The 18494-nt window shown below is 40.7% G+C and carries 16 protein-coding genes; 12 read left to right on the top strand and 4 right to left on the bottom strand.

Features of this window, described 5'->3' with window-relative positions:
* Window positions 1-166 precede the first annotated feature (166 nt).
* The 3 genes from H6G76_RS20870 (at window position 167) to H6G76_RS20860 (ending at window position 2589) form a co-directional block, all read left to right on the top strand.
* The gene (locus H6G76_RS20870; protein WP_190704923.1) at window positions 167-1381 is read left to right on the top strand and encodes a histidine kinase; all 1215 of its coding nucleotides are present in this window, start codon (window positions 167-169) and stop codon (window positions 1379-1381) included.
* Window positions 1382-1530: 149 nt separating this feature from the next.
* Complete coding sequence (locus H6G76_RS20865; protein WP_190704920.1) at window positions 1531-1992, top strand: BON domain-containing protein; 462 nt, start codon at window positions 1531-1533, stop codon at window positions 1990-1992.
* Between the two features lie 153 nt (window positions 1993-2145).
* A complete protein-coding gene (locus H6G76_RS20860) occupies window positions 2146-2589 on the top strand; it encodes a CAAD domain-containing protein (RefSeq protein ID WP_190704917.1) in 444 nt (147 codons plus the stop codon).
* 149 nt (window positions 2590-2738) lie between these two features.
* Here the strand turns inward: H6G76_RS20860 and H6G76_RS20855 are convergent, their stop codons facing one another.
* Window positions 2739-3203: a DUF29 domain-containing protein gene (locus tag H6G76_RS20855; protein WP_190704915.1), complete on the bottom strand. Its 465-nt coding sequence runs from the start codon at window positions 3201-3203 to the stop codon at window positions 2739-2741.
* Between the two features lie 158 nt (window positions 3204-3361).
* Here H6G76_RS20855 and H6G76_RS20850 point away from each other — a divergent pair, with 158 nt between their 5' ends.
* The 9 genes from H6G76_RS20850 (at window position 3362) to H6G76_RS20810 (ending at window position 15291) form a co-directional block, all read left to right on the top strand.
* A complete protein-coding gene (locus H6G76_RS20850; protein WP_190704912.1) occupies window positions 3362-4102 on the top strand; it encodes a trans-aconitate 2-methyltransferase in 741 nt (246 codons plus the stop codon).
* A 232-nt stretch (window positions 4103-4334) separates the two neighbouring features.
* A complete protein-coding gene (gene ppsA / locus H6G76_RS20845) occupies window positions 4335-6851 on the top strand; it encodes a phosphoenolpyruvate synthase (protein WP_190704909.1) in 2517 nt (838 codons plus the stop codon).
* Window positions 6852-7062: 211 nt separating this feature from the next.
* Window positions 7063-8391: an SUMF1/EgtB/PvdO family nonheme iron enzyme gene (locus tag H6G76_RS38085; RefSeq protein WP_190704906.1), complete on the top strand. Its 1329-nt coding sequence runs from the start codon at window positions 7063-7065 to the stop codon at window positions 8389-8391.
* Between the two features lie 162 nt (window positions 8392-8553).
* Complete coding sequence (locus H6G76_RS20835) at window positions 8554-8988, top strand: element excision factor XisH family protein (protein WP_190704903.1); 435 nt, start codon at window positions 8554-8556, stop codon at window positions 8986-8988.
* Window positions 8958-9317 (top strand): XisI protein, encoded by a 360-nt coding sequence (locus tag H6G76_RS20830; protein WP_190704900.1) that lies wholly within the window; start codon window positions 8958-8960, stop codon window positions 9315-9317. Before H6G76_RS20835 ends, H6G76_RS20830 begins: the two co-directional genes overlap by 31 nt.
* 105 nt (window positions 9318-9422) lie before the next feature.
* Window positions 9423-10889 carry a dolichyl-phosphate-mannose--protein mannosyltransferase gene (locus H6G76_RS20825; RefSeq protein WP_190704897.1) on the top strand — a complete coding sequence of 489 codons (1467 nt, stop codon included), beginning with the start codon at window positions 9423-9425 and terminating at the stop codon, window positions 10887-10889.
* A gap of 413 nt (window positions 10890-11302) precedes the next feature.
* A complete protein-coding gene (locus tag H6G76_RS20820) occupies window positions 11303-13606 on the top strand; it encodes an ATP-binding protein (RefSeq protein WP_190704896.1) in 2304 nt (767 codons plus the stop codon).
* Window positions 13554-14000: a response regulator gene (locus tag H6G76_RS20815; protein ID WP_190704894.1), complete on the top strand. Its 447-nt coding sequence runs from the start codon at window positions 13554-13556 to the stop codon at window positions 13998-14000. Before H6G76_RS20820 ends, H6G76_RS20815 begins: the two co-directional genes overlap by 53 nt.
* A 130-nt stretch (window positions 14001-14130) precedes the next feature.
* The gene (locus H6G76_RS20810) at window positions 14131-15291 is read left to right on the top strand and encodes a hybrid sensor histidine kinase/response regulator (RefSeq protein ID WP_190704892.1); all 1161 of its coding nucleotides are present in this window, start codon (window positions 14131-14133) and stop codon (window positions 15289-15291) included.
* 111 nt (window positions 15292-15402) lie between these two features.
* Here the strand turns inward: H6G76_RS20810 and H6G76_RS20805 are convergent, their stop codons facing one another.
* The 3 genes from H6G76_RS20805 to clpP form a co-directional block, all read right to left on the bottom strand.
* Window positions 15403-16323, bottom strand: a complete 921-nt coding sequence (locus tag H6G76_RS20805) for an alpha/beta fold hydrolase (RefSeq protein ID WP_190704890.1) — start codon at window positions 16321-16323, stop codon at window positions 15403-15405.
* A gap of 77 nt (window positions 16324-16400) precedes the next feature.
* Window positions 16401-17741, bottom strand: coding sequence for an ATP-dependent protease ATP-binding subunit ClpX (clpX, locus tag H6G76_RS20800; protein ID WP_190704888.1), 1341 nt, complete (start codon window positions 17739-17741; stop codon window positions 16401-16403).
* A 9-nt stretch (window positions 17742-17750) separates the two neighbouring features.
* Window positions 17751-18449, bottom strand: a complete 699-nt coding sequence (gene clpP, locus H6G76_RS20795) for an ATP-dependent Clp endopeptidase proteolytic subunit ClpP (RefSeq protein WP_190704886.1) — start codon at window positions 18447-18449, stop codon at window positions 17751-17753.
* Between the last annotated feature and the right edge of the window lie 45 nt (window positions 18450-18494).

Below are 18494 nucleotides of genomic sequence, written 5' to 3'. Positions count from 1 at the left end.
ATTTAAATTATTTCTTCGTATTATTTTGCAGACACCTATATCTGTTGACAGATTAGGCACTTATTCCGACAGATTGATGTAAAACTAATCAAAAAACGCTACGAATAGGATTATTGAATTCAATAAATTTGTGCAACAGAAATTTTAACTTATAGGAGAAGTTAGGATGGTTACTGGTATACGTAGACGTTCTGTAGGTGTATTTTCTAATCGTAGGGATGCCGAAGAAGCACTACATGAATTGAAAAATTCTGGCTTCCCAATGGATAGAGTTTCTGTAATTGCCAGAAATTCAAATAGTGATGACATTGCTGGTACCCAAGTCAGCGATAGAGTTGGAGATAAATCTGACGAAGGTGCCAAAACTGGTGCAATTACAGGTGGTGCTTTAGGTGGTTTAACTGGCTTATTAGTCGGTCTTGGCACTCTCGCAATTCCTGGTATCGGGCCGATTATGTTGGCAGGGGCAACAGCTACCGCCATAGCAACAACTCTGGCTGGTGCTGGTATTGGTGCGGTTGCTGGTAGTTTACTGGGTGCATTGATTGGTTTAGGCATTCCAGAAGAACGTGCCAGAGTTTATAACGAACGAGTAGAAAGAGGCGGCTATTTAATTATCGTTGATGGCACTGATGATGAAATCTCCAGAGCAGAAGCCATCCTGCAACGCCGTGGAATTGAAGAGTATGGGATTTACAACCATCCCGATGCTCATGGGAATCATGGTACTGCACCCATCCACACCAACCGCCGTGCTATTGGTGTATTTTCCCATCGTCGAGATGCAGAAGCCGCACTGAATGAACTGCGCGATGCTGGCTTTCCTCTAAATCGAGTCTCACTCATCGCTAAAGACACAGATGGTCATGGTGTAGCTGGTGTTGGCAATAAAGCTGATGACGGTGCTAAAGCCGGAGCCGCTACAGGCGGTGCTTTAGGCGGTTTAGGTGGTTTATTAGTCGGTCTTGGTGCTTTGGCACTTCCGGGAATTGGCCCTGTGATTGCTGGTGGTGCAGTAGCGACAGCTATCGCCACAACTTTGGCAGGTGGTGCTATTGGTGCAGCCGCAGGTGGCTTAGTTGGTGCATTAGTCGGTTTAGGTATTCCTGAAGACCGCGCTAGAGTCTATAACGATCGCTTCCAACGTGGTCATTACTTAGTCATGGTTGACGGCACAGAAGCGGAAATCCAACACGCAGAAACCATCCTCAAACGTCGTGGTATTGAAGACTTTGGCATCTTTGACGCTACTGATGTTAATAGAGGCGACTGGAACAGACATGAAGAAACTCCCGTGATCGAAAGCGGTCGCAACTATCCAGTAGGTAGCAATCACGATCCTGCTGTAACCATCATCGACCGTCGTGATGAAACAGTTTAACCAAAGTTAAAAGGCGATCGCTACTTTCGCCAATTAATTCACACTGCCTCTTCTCCCCCTGCTCCCCTGCTCCCTTCCCCCTTGCCTCTTCTCTCCCTACTCTTTTGAGTAAACAATCCACATCTCCCATTTATCTATCATTAACTAAAATGAAAAAACTAGCTCCCTTCTTTATTAGTTGCTTACTACTAGTTGGTGCTGCTGCTTGTAACGATGCTTCTAAAACCGCTCAGTCAGCACCAGATAATGTTAATCAAAATCCAGCATCACCAGCTGCTGAAACCACTCAAGAAGCAAAACAAGACGCTCAAAGCGAAGTCCGCAGAAGACAACTTAATCAAGATATTCGCGCCAATGAACAGCGCAATAATGTTACTGGCGGTGATACCGACAGAGATAAAGGCGATTTAGCTACTGAAGTTCGCTCTAAGTTAGAAGCAAATATTCCTGATGGTCAACTAACAGTTGCGGCTGATGATAAAGGCACAGTTACTGTAAATGGTACTGTGAATAATCAGGATCAGTACAACAAAATTCAGCCTTTAGCCAAAGAAATTAAAGGCGTGAAAAACGTAGTTAACAAAGCAGTTGTTGCCCCAGCAAAGCAATAAAAAGGCTAACAACAAATATAAATTAATAGGCGGACATAAATTTACTTAAAACGCGGTATGATAGTCAGTAGCTAGTATTAAAATAAAGTTAAACTAGCTACTGATTTATTCCGTAATTAGTAAAATTTTTGTGATTATTAAAATTATAGAAGTATGGCACTCGAACAACAAAAATTAGAATCTGAGAATGTCACACCTTCAACGGGTACAACTGCTCTAACAGGTGTGGATACTGAAAATTTGCCAAAGCTACCACCTGCTAGCCAACCCGAAAACCAATGGCAGCAAATAATTGATAAAATATCTCAATTTTTAGATCAATCGCCTTACTATTTCAATAAGTTTTGGGCAGCGTATAAACTACCTGTAATTAATTTTGGTTTAGTTTTAGCAGCAATTATTACTCTAAAAGTTGTACTAACATTACTGGATGTAATTAATGATATTCCCTTGTTAGAACCAACTTTAGAGTTGATTGGAATTGTCTACTCAACCTGGTTTGTGTTTCGCTATCTGCTCAGTGCCTCAACTCGTCAAGAATTGGCAGCAGAGATTGACTCTTTAAGAGCGCAAATTTTAGGAAAGGAAGATTTATAAATGGGCTGAATATCACACAGTCATGCTATCTAAGAATTGTCATAGTTGAATTTTGTAGAGTGAGAATATTACACTCTACAATTTTTTATTTATTGAAAAATTCGTGAATGCCTTTACGAGTCGTTTATAAATGAAATAGTATTGCTAGATTACTCTGATTGAACCTCAAGCCCGTCCGGTTCTGGTAAAAATTTTGGGTTCATAATTTGTTCTGGGTTATAAGGACATTCTTCGGGAAAAACTTGTTCACCTAACTGAGTTTCTCTGATTGCTAAAGCTAAACCAAGTTCATAAGCAGTTAGAAAAATGTCATGAAGATATGATTTTAAACTTGGGCTATCCTCTAGAAGCAATTTTATCTGGACACGTTGTTCTCGAATTGTACTCAACCAACTGCTAGTACGCTTTTGAGATTGATACTGCCATTTCAACAAATGCCCTAACAACACTCCTAGACGATTTCGCAATTCTTGGCGTTCTTTTCTACCCAAAGTTTCAATTTCTTCAATAATATTAGTTGTGTCTAGTTGCTCCCACTGCTGCGCTTTTAGCAAACTTACTTGTTCTTGAGTCCAAGCATAAAAATCGGTTTCATAGAGAGAAGATGTGTACATCTTAATTCAGTAGTGATGAGTTTAAATTTTACGAAACCTAAAAGCGATGTCTGACGACAAGCCGCTAGCCTGCGGGTTCTGCGAAGCAGTACGCGTCTACGCATCCCTAAAAAAATTATCTCGTTTTAATATTAAATAACCAACGCTTAAATCTGAATATGAATAAGTGGTATAAACAAGATCTAGCTTTTATTCATGATGACGGTTTTCGTGATTTTGCTCTCAAATCTGCCCCAGGTATTCTGAACATCCTCGCAGAAAACCAAATAAACTCAGGTTTAGTAGTTGATTTGGGTTGTGGTAGTGGATTATTGGCAGAAAAACTCTCTCAAGCTAATTATCAGGTATTGGGCGTTGATATTTCTGAGTCATTGATTGCGATCGCCCAAACAAGAGTTCCCAAAGCTGAGTTTCGAGTTAGTTCGTTATTCAAGACTGATATCCCTCCATGTAATGCTGTTATTTCTATTGGTGAATGCTTTAGCTACTTGTTTGATCCTGATAATAATCGCCAGACATTAATTCAGCTTTTTGGACGCATATATCAAGCATTAAATCCTGGTGGAGTTCTGATATTCGATATTGCACAAGCAGGACAGGTTAGTCCAGGCAAGACAACTCAGAAATTTACTGAGGGCAAAGACTGGATTGTATTAGTTGAAAAAGAAGAAAATCCTTCACAAGCTACTTTAACTCGTCGGATAATTACCTTCCGCAAAGTAGGAGAAAACTATAGACGAGATGACGAAATTCATCGGGTGAAATTATACAGATCTACACAAATCTCTACAGACCTTCGTAATTTAGGGTTTCGAGTTCAAATAACCCGTAGTTATGGCAGCTATCATTTACCAAAAGGAATTGTAGCTTTTGTGGCACGCAAACCTTTTTCTAGTTAGAACTAAGGATGAATAAATTGTAGACCTTAAATGTACTATTTTAAGGAATGCTGCGTCTTCCCCCCAAAATCTAAATTTATTTGTTATCGTTAACCCAAAGGAAACATTAAGCACCAATAAGAGAGTCTGGATGCTGAACAAGCGTCAAAATGCCTGCTAGGTGCTAGGGATCAAAGTTATTCAATAAATTTAAAGCTCATTAGGCAGAGTATATATTTGGGAGATAACATTTATGGTTACAGTATCTCATCAAACGTTGACTTCATTTTCTAAAGAGCGATCGCTCATTCTTTGGTTTGATGAAGTAGGCATTAAAGATATACACCTAGTAGGTGGAAAAAATGCCTCCTTGGGAGAGATGATTCAACAATTAACCCCCAAAGGTGTAAATGTGCCAATGGGGTTTGCAACCACTGCTTATGCTTATCGTTATTTCATCCAATCAGCAGGTTTAGAAGCGAAGTTACGCCAACTTTTCTCCGACTTAAATATTGAGGATGTTAACAATTTACGGGAAAGGGGAGAGAAAGCGCGATCGCTATTATTGCACACACCGTTTCCTGAAGAGTTGCGTGAGGCAATTGCTAAAGCCTATCAAAGTTTATCTGATCAATACCAATCCCAAACAGATGTCGCAGTTCGTTCTAGTGCAACGGCTGAAGACCTGCCAGATGCTAGTTTTGCTGGACAGCAAGAAACTTATTTAAATATTGTTGGTGTTGACGAAGTAATCACCGCTTGCCATAAATGTTTTGCTTCTATATTTACTGACCGCGCTATTTCCTATCGCCATACGAAAGGATTTGATCACTTTGATGTGGCTTTATCAGTTGGTGTACAAAAAATGGTGCGTTCTGATTTAGCAACTTCTGGAGTCATGTTTTCTATTGATACAGAAACCGGGTTTAAGGATGCAGCCTTAATTACCGCCGCCTACGGTTTAGGAGAAAACGTTGTTCAAGGTGCAGTAAATCCCGATGAGTATATTGTATTTAAGCCAACATTAAAAACCGGTTTCCGCCCAATTCTTGATAAGAAATTGGGCAGCAAAGAAATCAAAATGGTATATGTTCCGACTTCAGAAATAGATTTAATTGCTTGTGCTACGGATAAGGCGCATACATTAACAGTTCAAGGGGACGATAACTGTAAATTAACAAGAAATGTACCTGTGCCGGAAAGCGATCGCACCAAATTTGCCCTTGATGACGCAGAAATCTTACAGCTAGGGCGTTGGGCTTGTGTAATTGAAGACCACTACTCCCAAGTTAACGGTAATTACACCCCAATGGATATTGAGTGGGCAAAAGATGGCATCACCAATCAATTATTTATTGTGCAAGCGCGTCCGGAAACTGTGCAGTCACAGAAGAATGAAAATGTCTTGCGTAGCTACCGTTTGAAAACAGGTAAAGAATCTGCGCCAACACCTCTAGTAACAGGACGTGCAATTGGCGAAGCCATCAGCCAAGGCAAAGTATGCGTAATTTTAGATGTCCACAACATCGACAAATTTAAACCTGGGGATGTAATAGTTACAGAGAGAACAGACCCCGACTGGGAACCAATTATGAAACGCGCCAGTGCAATTATTACCAATGCTGGTGGACGTACCTGCCATGCAGCGATTATTGCACGAGAATTGGGTGTCCCGGCGATCGTTGGTTGCGGCAATGCCACACAAGTTTTAAAAGATGGTCAAGAAGTCACAATTTCCTGTGCTGAAGGCGAAGACGGCAAAGTTTATCCCGGACTATTACCATTTGAAGTCAAAGAAGTCCCCCTAGAAAACTTACCCCGCACGCGCACGCAAATTTTAATGAATGTCGGTAATCCTCAGGAAGCTTTTAGTTTATCTGCGCTTCCCAACGATGGCGTAGGTTTAGCGCGGACAGAATTTATTATTGCGAATCAAATTCAAATTCATCCAATGGCGTTGCTTAATTACGACCAATTGCAAGATGAAAAAGTGAAAGCAGAAATTGCAGAAATCACTTCACTTTATGATGATAAGCCACAGTATTTTGTTAATAAATTAGCCCAAGGTATCGCCAGAATTGCCGCAGCATTCTATCCCAAACCTGTGATTGTGCGGATGTCAGATTTTAAGAGTAATGAATATGCCAATTTATTAGGTGGTAAACAATTTGAACCTAGCGAAGAAAACCCGATGCTAGGTTGGCGAGGTGCAGCACGTTATTACGATCCTGGTTATAAAGCCGCTTTTGCCTTGGAATGTCAAGCTATCAAGCGAGTTCGGGATGAGATGGGTTTAATAAATGTCATCCCCATGATTCCCTTCTGTCGCACTCCTGATGAGGGGCGTTTAGTATTAGCAGAGATGGCAAAAAATGGTTTGAAGCAAGGCGTTAATAACTTGCAAGTTTATGTAATGTGCGAGTTACCAAGTAACGTGATTTTGGCAGAAGAATTTGCAGAGGTATTTGATGGCTTTTCCATCGGTTCCAATGATTTGACTCAGCTAACACTGGGTTTAGATAGAGATTCCGCTTTAGTAGCCCGATTATTTGATGAACGCAATCCCGCCGTCAAGCAAATGGTGAAAATGGCCATTGAAGCTGCTAAAAAACGTCAGCGCAAAATTGGCATTTGTGGACAAGCACCCAGTGACTACCCAGAATTTGCCCAATTCTTAGTAGAACAGGGAATTGATTCCATCAGTTTAAATCCCGATTCTGTATTAAAGACAATGCTAGAAGTTGCAAAGGTGGAAAGTGCTGAGTCTTAAGTGAAGCGATAAAGTTCAGATTGTAGAGACTCAGCTCCCCGACTTCTTTAAGAAGTCGGGGAGCTTCTTGTTCACGAATGATTTATGACTGCTATGTTATGTCCGGTTGATTATGAGACCATTTATAAATTATATGTAAGGTGTGTTAGGCGGAAGCTGTAACGCACCGCACAAAGCTTTGATAAGTTACGCTACTATATATAACTAAGAAATGATGAACTATCAACATGACATATTTATCAGTCATGCAAGTGAAGATAAAGATGAATTTGTCAGACCTCTAGCGCAAAAGTTGCGAGATAAAGGTTATCGCGTTTGGTATGATGAATTTTCTTTGACAGTAGGAGATAGCTTAAGTAGCTCAATTGATAAAGGACTGAAAGAATCTAGGTTTGGCATAATTGTTATTAGCTCTGATTTCATCAAAAAATCTTGGACACAGCGCGAGTTACAAGGACTAGTACAGAAAGAATTACAATCTGGAAAAACAATACTGCCGATATGGCACAAAGTTTCATATCAACAAGTTCTTGATTTTTCTCCCACTTTAGCTGACAAATTAGCGGCTAATACTTCTAAAGGCATTCCGCAAGTTGTTAATGAAATTGTTGCAGCACTTAGTAAAGCAGGTGTGGTGATTTCTCAACCCCAAGAAAATACTTTCTTAAAAGAATTTGAATTTGAAACGGTGAAATTCCAATCTGGAACGAAAAAATTTACTCGCACCAGCCAAGCTAGATATTTTTTAGAAGATTTGGGGTTTGGCGTAAAGTTAGAAATGGTAGAGATTCCTGGTGGCACATTTTTAATGGGTGCTTTTGAAAGTGAAGCAGAAAGCAGAGATAATGAACGCCCCACCCATCACGTTACCGTTCCAACTTTCTTTATGGGGAAATATGCCGTCACTCAAGAACAATGGGCAAGAGTTGTTGCTTCTTGTCCTAAAATCAATCGAGATTTAGATCCAACACCGTCTCGTTTCAAGGGAGATGATCATCTGCCTGTAGAACGTGTTTCTTGGTATGAGGCTGTAGAATTTTGTCACAGGCTTTCTCAAAAAACAGGTCGTAATTATCGCTTACCAAGTGAAGCGGAATGGGAATATGCCTGTCGCGCTGGTACGACAACTCCGTTTCATTTTGGTGAGACAATCACAACTGAAGTCGCTAATTATGATGGTAACTACATTTACGGTGCAGCCCCTAAGGGAAAGTATAGAAAACAAACAACGTCAGTAGGCAGCTTTCCACCCAATTATTTAGGACTATACGATATGCACGGCAACGTGTGGGAATGGTGTCTGGATGATTGGCACGCTAACTATGAAGCTGCGCCAACAGATGGCAGTCCTTGGTTTAATGATAATGACAATATTTTTCAAAAGTCAGGAAACGCCGTGCTGCGGGGCGGTTCCTGGATCTACTATCCTAGATACTGCCGTTCTGCGTTCCGCTTCAACTACGTTAGGGCGGGGCGCGTCAACTTCGATGACCCTTTTGGTTATCGTGTTGTGTGCGCTGCTGGGAGGATTTTCCGGTAGCCCTTTATACTTTTACCCTTTTACACTTTACACTTGTTTTTTTTCTCTTCCTTTGTCGCCTCATGGCGAATCGATTTTTTGCAGCAAATACTGTACTGCAATACTAGTAAGCCTTTAACGTTCTGGTATTACAATCATGACAATCAATAGCTTAAGCCATGTATGCCAGTTAGAGACCGCTACCATGAGAACGTCAAGAACGCCCTAATTAAAGATGGCTGGACAATTACAGATGATCCCTTTCATTTGAAATGGGGAAAAAGGGATATGTATGTTGATTTGGGTGCAGAAAAACTAATTGCTGCTGAAAAGGAAGGACAACTAATAGCAGTTGAGATTAAAACATTTCGCAGCGTATCAGATATGACAGACCTCGAACATACATTGGGGCAGTACCTATCCTATCGCTCTGTCATGACTAGAACAAATCCTGAACGCATCCTTTATCTTGCTGTTCGTGACCAAGTATACGCCGATGTCTTTGATGAGCCAATTGCTAAACTTTTGGTAGAGGATTACAAAGTTAATATCGTTGTCTTTAACCTAGAACAAGAGGTTATTTTCCGATGGATACCCTGGAGCAATATAAGCAGTTAATACGAAATATTTTAATTGAACATACAAAAATTCCCTTCAGCACTGGCGATATTCAATTTGAAACAGTTTTTGATAGAGAACAAGATCGTTACCTTGTGATGATTTTGGGACGAGAACCTGCGTATGATTTTTCTCCTACCGTGACTCGTCGTGTTCACGGTTGTCTGATTCACGTTGATATTATCGATGGTAAGATTTGGATTCAGCGTGATGGTACGGAAGAGGGAATTGCAACAGAACTCGTCAGTGCTGGTGTACCAAAAAATCAGATTGTGTTGGGATTTCGGTCTGAGGAACTGAGAAAAGATTCAGAATTTGCGATCGCCTAATATTCATTACTATGAGGGTGGGCAATGCTCACCCTAAAAAATTTTTTAAGAAAGCAAGACAAAGGGGAGAATAACAAAAGACTATTGACTAATGACCATTGACTAATGACTAAAACTTGGTTCCGCATTGGGTTAGTGAGTATATTTCTACTCTCACTCGCTTTGAGGTTTTGGGGACTAGATAGGTTTAACACCTTAGTCTTTGATGAAGTTTACTACGCTAAGTTTGGTAATAACTATCTCACCCATGTTCCCTTTTTTGATGGTCATCCACCCTTAGGGAAACTGATAATTGCGCTAGGTATCTGGCTGGGCAGTCATGTACCATTTTGGCATGATACCGTGAATGGATTGACAGGTTCACTGCGATCGCCTTGGGATTATCGGTGGATAAATGCTTTTTTAGGTTCCTTTATCCCATTATTAATTGCTGGGATTGCTTATCAATTAAGTTCTCGCCGTAGTTTTGCCTTAATTGCTGGGTTATTTACTGCTGTTGATGGCATATTTATCGTTGAATCTCGCTATGCACTAATCAATATATATATAGTTTTATTTGGTTTGTTAGGTCAGTGGTTGTTTCTTTTAGCGTTAAACAACCACAGACATAAACGCAAATTATTTTTAGCCATTGCTGGTATTGCTTTTGGTTGTTCAGTAGCTACCAAATGGAACGGTTTATTTTTTCTCGCAGGTATTTATTTCTTGTGGATATTTGCTTGGATATGGCAAATATTAGTCAAAAAAATAGAAATTAATAATTTATCTCATAGTTATGAAGAATTAAATAAACAAACATCTTCACCCCTACAAAAGCTAACACAATTGTATGGTTGGCAAGTTTTACTGTTTTTGGGAGTTCTTCCACTTACTGTATATAGCCTAATTTGGATTCCCCATTTACGACTAGATACAAAATATAGATTTATCGAAGTCCACAAGCAAATTTTGGCTTTTCATGAACGTCTAGGTGGTAATAATGCTCAAGTACATCCCTACTGTGCTGCTTGGTATAAATGGCCGTTGTTGACTCGACCAATGGCATATTATTATCAAACAGCCCAAAATGCTACTGACCCATTACCTGTATTAGGGCCTAATTTACCTGCTGGTGCCGGGAAAATTATTTATGATGTTCATGCAATGGGCAATCCTTTTTTATGGTGGTTCGGTATTGCTGCCATTTTATTTTTGATGGGGATGCTAATTTTTTCAATGGTAAGTTTTTTTAAGACGCAAAAACGTTTTATTTTACCTAAAACTTTTACTGTCGATACATGGATTGCTTTATATATAGTGGTAAATTATGCCGCGAACTTAGTACCTTGGATGAAGGTAACACGGTGCGCTTTTATTTACCACTATATGACGGCTGTGGTATTTGCATTTTTAGCGATCGCTTGGTTTGTTGATCAATGTCTTCGTAGCTATTATCGTCCATTGCAGGTTATGGGTAGCACCCTATCTTTGATTATTTTAGTGGCTTTTATGTTTTGGTTGCCCATTTATTTAGGTTTACCTCTTTCATCCGAAGGCTATAAACTCCGGATGTGGTTTAACTCTTGGATTTGATGCAATTTCTTATTAAAATAACTGTCACCTGTAACCTATCACCTATTAATGCTTCATACTGCTACATATATGCAGTGTAAACAATCAGCCATTTTTTACATTTCTTATCGGTATTTAGAGAGTCTGCCTGTTAGACTGAAAACGCAAGCATGATGGATAAAAGCTACAAAACGCAACAGAGGTATCAACATTTAGGCATCGCAAATAACCAGAATTGATGAAGGAAAATGAAGAAATTTTTCAGAGTTCATCATTCTGTTTTTTATTAGTAATAACTAAACATAGCAATTAGTTAATTTCTAGAATAAAAATTATCCAAGCTTACATATTAGGAAGCGTCATAAAGTTATGCATCCTATAGAACATATATAGGCTCTACTTTTGATGCTTTCTATCCATAGAGGAGAATCTTAATGGAATTAAACTTACAGCTTCCCAGCATTAATGTTACTAGTTTGAAAGAAGCTCCAATTCATACTTCTAGGCAAATACAGCCCCACGGTGTGCTATTGGTGTTGGCGGAACCAGAATTAGAAATTTTGCAAGTTAGTAATAATACTTGGAGTGTTTTCGGCATAGAACCCGAAAAAATGTTGCAAAAAAAACTAGAAGATTTACTCGACTCGTATCAACTAGAAAGAATTAAAGCAGGGTTAGCAGAAGATAATCTAGAATTCATCAATCCAACAAAAATTTGGTTCAGAAAGAAAGGTGATGAATACGTAGTTTTTGACGCAGTTTTTCACCGGAATCCAGAAGGGTTGTTAATCCTAGAACTAGAGCCAGCATTTTCGCAAGAAAATATCCCATTTTTAAGTTTTTATCATCTAGCAAAAACTTCGATTAATCAGTTAGAAAAAACATCAAATCTGCGGGACTTTTGTCAGATAATTGTCCAAGAAGTACGGAAAGTAACTGGTTTCGACCGGGTAATGCTATATAAATTTGATCATGATGGACATGGTTCAGTCATTGCCGAAGAAAAGCTAGATACTCTAGAGCCTTATTTAGGGTTACATTATCCTGAGTCAGATATTCCTAAACCAGCCAGAAAATTATTTGCATCTAATTCTATTAGAATCATACCGGATGCGAAGGCAGAGCCAGTACAACTAGTTCCGGCCACTAATCCAGTCAGTCAGCGTTCATTAGATTTAACTAACTCAATACTTCGCAGTCCTGCTGCTTGTCATCTTGAGTACTTGCACAATATGGGTGTGGGTGCTTCTTTGACTATCTCTTTAATTAAAGACCAAAAACTCTGGGGATTGATTGCTTGTCATCATCAAACACCCAAATTTGTATCTTATGAATTGCGGAAAGCCTGCGAATTTTTAGGCCGGGTCATATTTGCAGAAATCTCAGCCAGAGAAGAAACAGAAGATTACGACTATCGCATGAATTTGACACATATTCAATCGCTGTTGGTTGAATATATGTCCCAAGAAGAAAATTTTATCGATGGTTTAATCAAACATCAGCCGAATCTTTTAGATTTAACTAGCGCCCAAGGTGCGGCTGTTTGTTTTGGCGATCATTGTACATTAATTGGCGAAACTCCCGCAGAAGAAGACCTGACTTTTTTAGTGCAGTGGTTAAAAAATAATGTCAATGAAGAAGTTTTCTATACGAATTCTTTGGCACAGGTTTATCCAGATGCGGAAAGATTTAAAAACGTTGCCAGTGGTTTGTTAGCAATTCCTATTTCCAAGCGGAATTATGTACTCTGGTTTCGACCAGAAGTAATTCAAACTGTTAATTGGGGTGGTGATCCTAATAAGGCGTTTGAGGTTAGCCAGACAGATGGAAATGTTCGGCTGTGTCCCCGGAAATCCTTTGAATTGTGGAAAGAAACAGTTAGGCTGACATCTTTACCTTGGCAATTTGTCGAAATTAAAGCCGCGCTGGAATTACGGAAAGCCATTGTCAATATTGTATTGCGCCAAGCTGATGAACTGGCTCAATTAGCACAAGATTTAGAACGTTCTAACGCTGAATTGAAAAAGTTTGCTTATGTCGCTTCTCATGACTTGCAAGAACCACTAAATCAAGTGGCGAATTACGTGCAACTTTTAGAGATGCGCTATAACGAAGAACTAGACGAAGATGCGAAAGAGTTTATTAGCTTTGCAGTTCAGGGAGTCAGCCTGATGCAGACGTTAATTGATGACGTATTAGCATATTCCAAAGTAGATACACAAGCGATCGCATTTCAACTAATTGAGGTCGAAACAGCCTTAGAACGAGCTTTAGGTAATCTCAGGCAGCGCATCGCCGAAACCGGAACTATAATTACACATGACCCCTTACCAACGGTGATGGCTGGTAGCACCCAGCTGATGCAACTATTTCAGAATTTGATTGCTAACGCTATCAAATTCCGGAGTGACCAACCCCCACAAATTCATGTGGGAGCCGAGAGGTTAGAAGATGAATGGTTGTTCTGGGTACGCGATAATGGTATTGGCATCGACCCCCGATTTAGCGATCGCATTTTTGTGATTTTTCAACGCCTACATACGCGGGATGAGTATGCTGGTACAGGTATGGGTTTAGCTATCTGTAAAAAGATTGCCGAATGTCATCGTGGTCGCATTTGGGTAGAATCACAACTTGGTGAAGGAGCTACCTTCTACTTTACAATTCCAGTTGGAGGACGCGAGCGTGAGCGTAGAAACGGAAGACAAGCTCAAAACCATCTTTTTGGTCGAGGATAATAAAGCCGATGTCCGTTTAATCCAAGAAGCATTGAAAAATAGCTCAGTGCCGCACCAAGTAGTGACGGTTAGGGATGGCGTGGATGCTATGGCATTTTTACGCCAAGAAGGTGAGTACGCCGATGCTCCCCGCCCTGACCTGATTCTGCTAGATTTGAACTTACCAAGGAAAGATGGCCGGGAAGTATTAGCAGAAATTAAAAATGATCCCCTACTCAAACGTATCCCTGTCGTAGTGCTGACAACCTCTAAAAACGAGGATGATATCTTTCACAGCTACGACTTGCACGTAAACTGCTACATTACTAAATCCCGTAATCTCAGCCAACTATTTCAAATTGTTAAAGGTATCGAAGATTTTTGGCTGTCTACCGTCACCTTACCGTCAGAGTAAGGATATGAGTGTCAGGGTGCAAGGGTGCAGGAGTTTAGGGGAGTAATATTACTATAATTTTCTACCTCCTGCCTCTTGCCTCCTGCCTCCTGCCTTCTAAACACTTCCCAGGGCTTAAAACCAGAAAACTATGGCTGAAAGCTTAGTAAAAATCTTGTTAATTGAAGACAATCTGGCAGAAGCTAGGTTATTGCAAGAGTTTTTGCAGCAAGCCGATGCTAAAGAATTTGTCCTAGTTCATGTCAAGCGATTGCAAGAAGGACTCAATGAACTTAGTCGCAGTAACTACGACATTATTTTGTTAGACCTTACCCTGCCAGACAGTCAAGGATTGTCATCTCTGCCAGTACTAATTAATTGTGCGCCTAGTGTGCCAATTGTGGTGCTAACCAATACTAACGACGAAGAACTGGCAATTGAAGCAGTCAGAGAAGGAGCGCAAGATTATTTAGTCAAACGTCATGTCAACGTTAATGGCTTGGTTCGTTCTATATGTTATGCGATCGAGCGTAAACAACTTTTAGAAACATTACGTCAAGTTAATCAGACATTACAAGTTCGAGTTGACGAACGCACCGCCGAACTGGTTAAAGCTAACGAAATCAACCAGTTCAGATCAGAATTAGTTTCTATGCTTTCTCATGATATCCGCCAACCCTTAAATACAATTCTTTTAGCAGCTGGATTACTACAAAATAACGAAGATAAATTAACTCAAGAAAAAAAACGCAATCATTTACAAATGATCCGCCTAGCAATCAAAAATATGGCACAAATGTTAGATGAAGTGTCACTAATTGATAAGGCTGATTCTGGTAAATTTCAATGCGACCTTGAGCGACTAAATTTAGAAATATTTTGCCGTCAACTAGTTGAAGAAGCACAACTTACTCTCAAAGATAAAAATCTAAGTTTGAGTTTTGCTAGTTATGGAGAATTAAGTGAAGCATTCTGGGATGAAACATTACTGCGTCACATTTTAGGTAATTTACTTGGCAATGCAATTAAATATTCGCTTCCCGATGGCAAAATTCAATTTGAACTAATTGGCCACGAAAATTCTGTCATCTTTCGATTTCAAGACTGGGGAATTGGCATTCCCAAAGAAGACCAAAAGCGAATGTTTCAGCCTTTCCAGCGTGCAGAAAATGTTGGCAGAATTCCTGGTACTGGCTTAGGTTTAGCAATTGTGAAAAAGTGTGTTGATGCTTATGGGGGAGAGATTATGGTAAACAGCGAAGTTGGAGTTGGTACTACATTTATTGTCACGCTACCGTTAATCAAGCTTTGAACTCAGAGGCTAGGTTTAGTTTAGTAGGGTGTGTTGTCGCGTAGCGCAACGCACCATCCAAGATTTCCGGTGCTTTGTCTATAACCCACCCTACCAAAGAAAAACTTCCACCTAACCCAGTTGCGCCTCTGATACAGCAACTTGCAAAAACTCTTGCACCCGTTGCAAATAAGTCTGGGGATCTTCCAACATCGGGAAATGCGCCGTATCAGCCATAAACGCAAACTCAACTTTGTCATTCAATGCTGCAGCTTGTCGTCCCATCGCCGCCGGAATAATTTGGTCATATTCTCCAGCCACTAGCAGAGTTGGGACAGTTAGCTTGGCAAACTCTTGTGGCATTAATTCCGACTGCGCCTTACTAACAGAAGTAAAAATTGTGCCTATAGCAGCATCATAATCTGCATCTAGAAAATCTTGTAAAAATGCTTGGCGTTCAGATTTTGGAATGGAGCGATGCAAAAATCTTGCCATAAACATTCGGTCAACAAATGGGATTTTTGCTAACCACTTGGGACGGAATTTAACTACATAGCCACCAAATTTATGAAAGGCTGTAAAGGCTTTCTCGTCGTACTCAAAAATTCCGCTACAAGTCAAAATCCCTCGTTCTACACGTTGGGGATAGCGGTTGAAAAATAAAGTCGCAACAGACGCGCCCATTGAATGAGCTTGGATGTAAACACGCCCAAGATGCAACTCATCTAACAAAATTGCCAAATCATCAGCGTATTCTTCCAACTCATAAGTTAACTCTTGAATTGCTGCTAATTTTTCTTGACTGGTTTCAGACTCAACAACAGACTCGCTAGCTTGGATGATAGTTGGTTTACCCTGCGATCGCCCAAATCCGCGCATATCATAGAGTAAGCAATCAAACTTGTCAGCTAAAGCCTCCGCAGTGCTTTTCCAGTACCTAGCTGAACCTGCCCAACCGTGAACGAACACCATCACGGGCTTTGTTAAGGAAGTAGATGGTTTTTTCACCCACTCGTAGTAATGTTCAACGCCACGAACATTGATGTAAGGCATTTGTTAAAAGTCCATAGTCAAAAGTCCATAGTCAAAAGTCAACAGTCTATAGACTATTGACTCTTAACTAATGACTATTATGCTGATTCTGGTTTAGGTAATGAAGATGGATGAACTATCAGTTCGGCTGTAGAGCGTTTCTCAACCATTTCCCGTGTAACTGTGCAGCGTGTCACATCCTTCCGCGATGGTAACTCATACATCACATCTAACATCAGTTCCTCTACGATGCCGCGTAATGCTCTAGCACCAGTTTTACGACGATAGGCTTCTTGAGCGATCGCCCGTAAAGCATCTGATTTAAAATCTAACTGTACATTATCCATCTTCAGCAGTTTTTGGTACTGTTTCACCAAAGCACTGCGTGGTTGGGTCAGAATCGCCATCAAAGCTTCTTCATCTAGCGGATCTACCACTGCTACCATTGGCATCCGCCCAATGAATTCGGGAATCATCCCAAATTTCACTAAGTCGTCGGGTTCCAAATGACGCAGGGTGTTAGCAGCGCGTTTCTCTTTCGATTGACCTTCACCAGGTTGGACAAAACCTATGGACTTTTTACCGCCTCTCTGCTCTACTACCTTCTCTAGCCCAACGAAGGCTCCGCCACAAATAAATAAAATATTGCTAGTGTCAATTTGGATGCAATCTTGATACGGATGCTTGCGTCCGCCTTGGGGTGGTACGTTAGCGATCGTCCCTTCTAGCATTTTCAAGAGAGCTTGCTGCACGCCTTCACCAGAGACATCGCGGGTAATTGATGGGTTTTCACTCTTACGCGCAATTTTGTCAATCTCGTCGATGTAGATAATGCCTCGTTGCGCCTCTTCTACGTCTAAATCAGCCACTTGCAACAGCCGCAACAAAATATTTTCTACATCTTCACCGACATACCCTGCTTCTGTTAATGTAGTAGCGTCAGCAACAGCAAAGGGTACATCCAAAATTTTAGCTAGGGTTTGCGCTAAAAGCGTTTTGCCGCAACCAGTCGGGCCAATTAGCAAAATATTAGACTTTTGCAGTTCTACAGCGTCATCTGCCCCATTTTTGCCACTATTTTTAGATTGTAAAATTGCTAGCCGCTTGTAATGATTGTAAACTGCAACTGATAACACTTTTTTGGCTTCGTCTTGGCCAATAACGTGTTCGTCCAGATACTTTTTAATCTCTCTAGGCTTAGGTATTTGATTAAAGGAGAGATTAGCAGAACGATTGCGACGTTTTTGAGGGGCTTCAGACTTTGGTGCTGGTTGCGACGCTACACCGTTGGTGTCCAGTAACTCCTCATCTAGTATTTCATTACACAAGTCAACGCATTCATCGCAGATGTAAACTCCCGGCCCTGCGATTAACTTACGCACCTGCTCTTGAGACTTGCCACAAAACGAACATTTTAAATGGGAGTCGTACTTAGACATACCAGCCTCTTAATTCACAATGGTGACGTTTTCCCCAGCTGTGGGAAGATTTTGTCGGGAGATGACCTGATCGATCAAACCGTAGTTTTTAGCTTCTTCTGCCGACATGAAAAAGTCTCGGTCTGTATCTGTTTCTAACCTTTCTAGGGGTTGACCAGTATGATGAGCCAATAACTGATTCAACTGACCTTTGATATATAGAATCTCTCTTGCTTGGATTTCTATGTCAATGGCTTGCCCCTGAGCGCCACCTAGTGGTTGGTGGATCATAATGCGTGAGTCAGGTAGAGACATACGCTTACCTGCGGTTCCGGCGGCTAACAAAAATGCCCCCATGCTTGCGGCTAACCCAAAACAGATAGTCACAACATCGGGACGGATTTGTTGGATTGTATCATAAATTGCCATTCCTGCGTAGACGGAGCCGCCAGGAGAGTTAATGTACAGTTGTATGTCTTTTTCAGAGTCTTCAGCATCTAAGAATAGCAACTGGGCGACAATAGAATTGGCAACGGTGTCATCTATTGCAGTTCCCAAAAATATAATCCGCTCACGCAGCAGGCGGGAGTAGATGTCAAAAGCTCTTTCTCCCATACCAGACTGCTCAACCACAGTTGGCACAATGCTGTTGGGGCCATGCATATGGGAGTTAATAGCTAGATGACTAGAACTGATGATGGGGTAATTTCCCGACTGCGATAAAAGCATAGGAGAACTTCTGAAAGTTAATAGGACTTAGTTTAAGGCAGCGAT

The organism is Nostoc sp. FACHB-152, assembly GCF_014697475.1.
Classification (GTDB): Bacteria; Cyanobacteriota; Cyanobacteriia; order Cyanobacteriales; family Nostocaceae; genus Nostoc_B.
This window is presented reverse-complemented; position numbering and strand designations above follow the sequence as displayed.

Bases quoted from the DNA above. Each gene is read 5' to 3' on its own strand.
- H6G76_RS20870 (WP_190704923.1), top strand. From the start codon at position 167: ATGGTTACTGGTATACGTAGACGTTCTGTAGGTGTATTTTCTAATCGT.
- H6G76_RS20865 (WP_190704920.1), top strand. From the start codon at position 1,531: ATGAAAAAACTAGCTCCCTTCTTTATTAGTTGCTTACTACTAGTTGGT.
- H6G76_RS20860 (WP_190704917.1), top strand. From the start codon at position 2,146: ATGGCACTCGAACAACAAAAATTAGAATCTGAGAATGTCACACCTTCA.
- H6G76_RS20855 (WP_190704915.1), bottom strand. From the start codon at position 3,203: ATGTACACATCTTCTCTCTATGAAACCGATTTTTATGCTTGGACTCAA.
- H6G76_RS20850 (WP_190704912.1), top strand. From the start codon at position 3,362: ATGAATAAGTGGTATAAACAAGATCTAGCTTTTATTCATGATGACGGT.
- ppsA (WP_190704909.1), top strand. From the start codon at position 4,335: ATGGTTACAGTATCTCATCAAACGTTGACTTCATTTTCTAAAGAGCGA.
- H6G76_RS38085 (WP_190704906.1), top strand. From the start codon at position 7,063: ATGATGAACTATCAACATGACATATTTATCAGTCATGCAAGTGAAGAT.
- H6G76_RS20835 (WP_190704903.1), top strand. From the start codon at position 8,554: ATGCCAGTTAGAGACCGCTACCATGAGAACGTCAAGAACGCCCTAATT.
- H6G76_RS20830 (WP_190704900.1), top strand. From the start codon at position 8,958: ATGGATACCCTGGAGCAATATAAGCAGTTAATACGAAATATTTTAATT.
- H6G76_RS20825 (WP_190704897.1), top strand. From the start codon at position 9,423: ATGACTAAAACTTGGTTCCGCATTGGGTTAGTGAGTATATTTCTACTC.
- H6G76_RS20820 (WP_190704896.1), top strand. From the start codon at position 11,303: ATGGAATTAAACTTACAGCTTCCCAGCATTAATGTTACTAGTTTGAAA.
- H6G76_RS20810 (WP_190704892.1), top strand. From the start codon at position 14,131: ATGGCTGAAAGCTTAGTAAAAATCTTGTTAATTGAAGACAATCTGGCA.
- H6G76_RS20805 (WP_190704890.1), bottom strand. From the start codon at position 16,323: ATGCCTTACATCAATGTTCGTGGCGTTGAACATTACTACGAGTGGGTG.
- clpX (WP_190704888.1), bottom strand. From the start codon at position 17,741: ATGTCTAAGTACGACTCCCATTTAAAATGTTCGTTTTGTGGCAAGTCT.
- clpP (WP_190704886.1), bottom strand. From the start codon at position 18,449: ATGCTTTTATCGCAGTCGGGAAATTACCCCATCATCAGTTCTAGTCAT.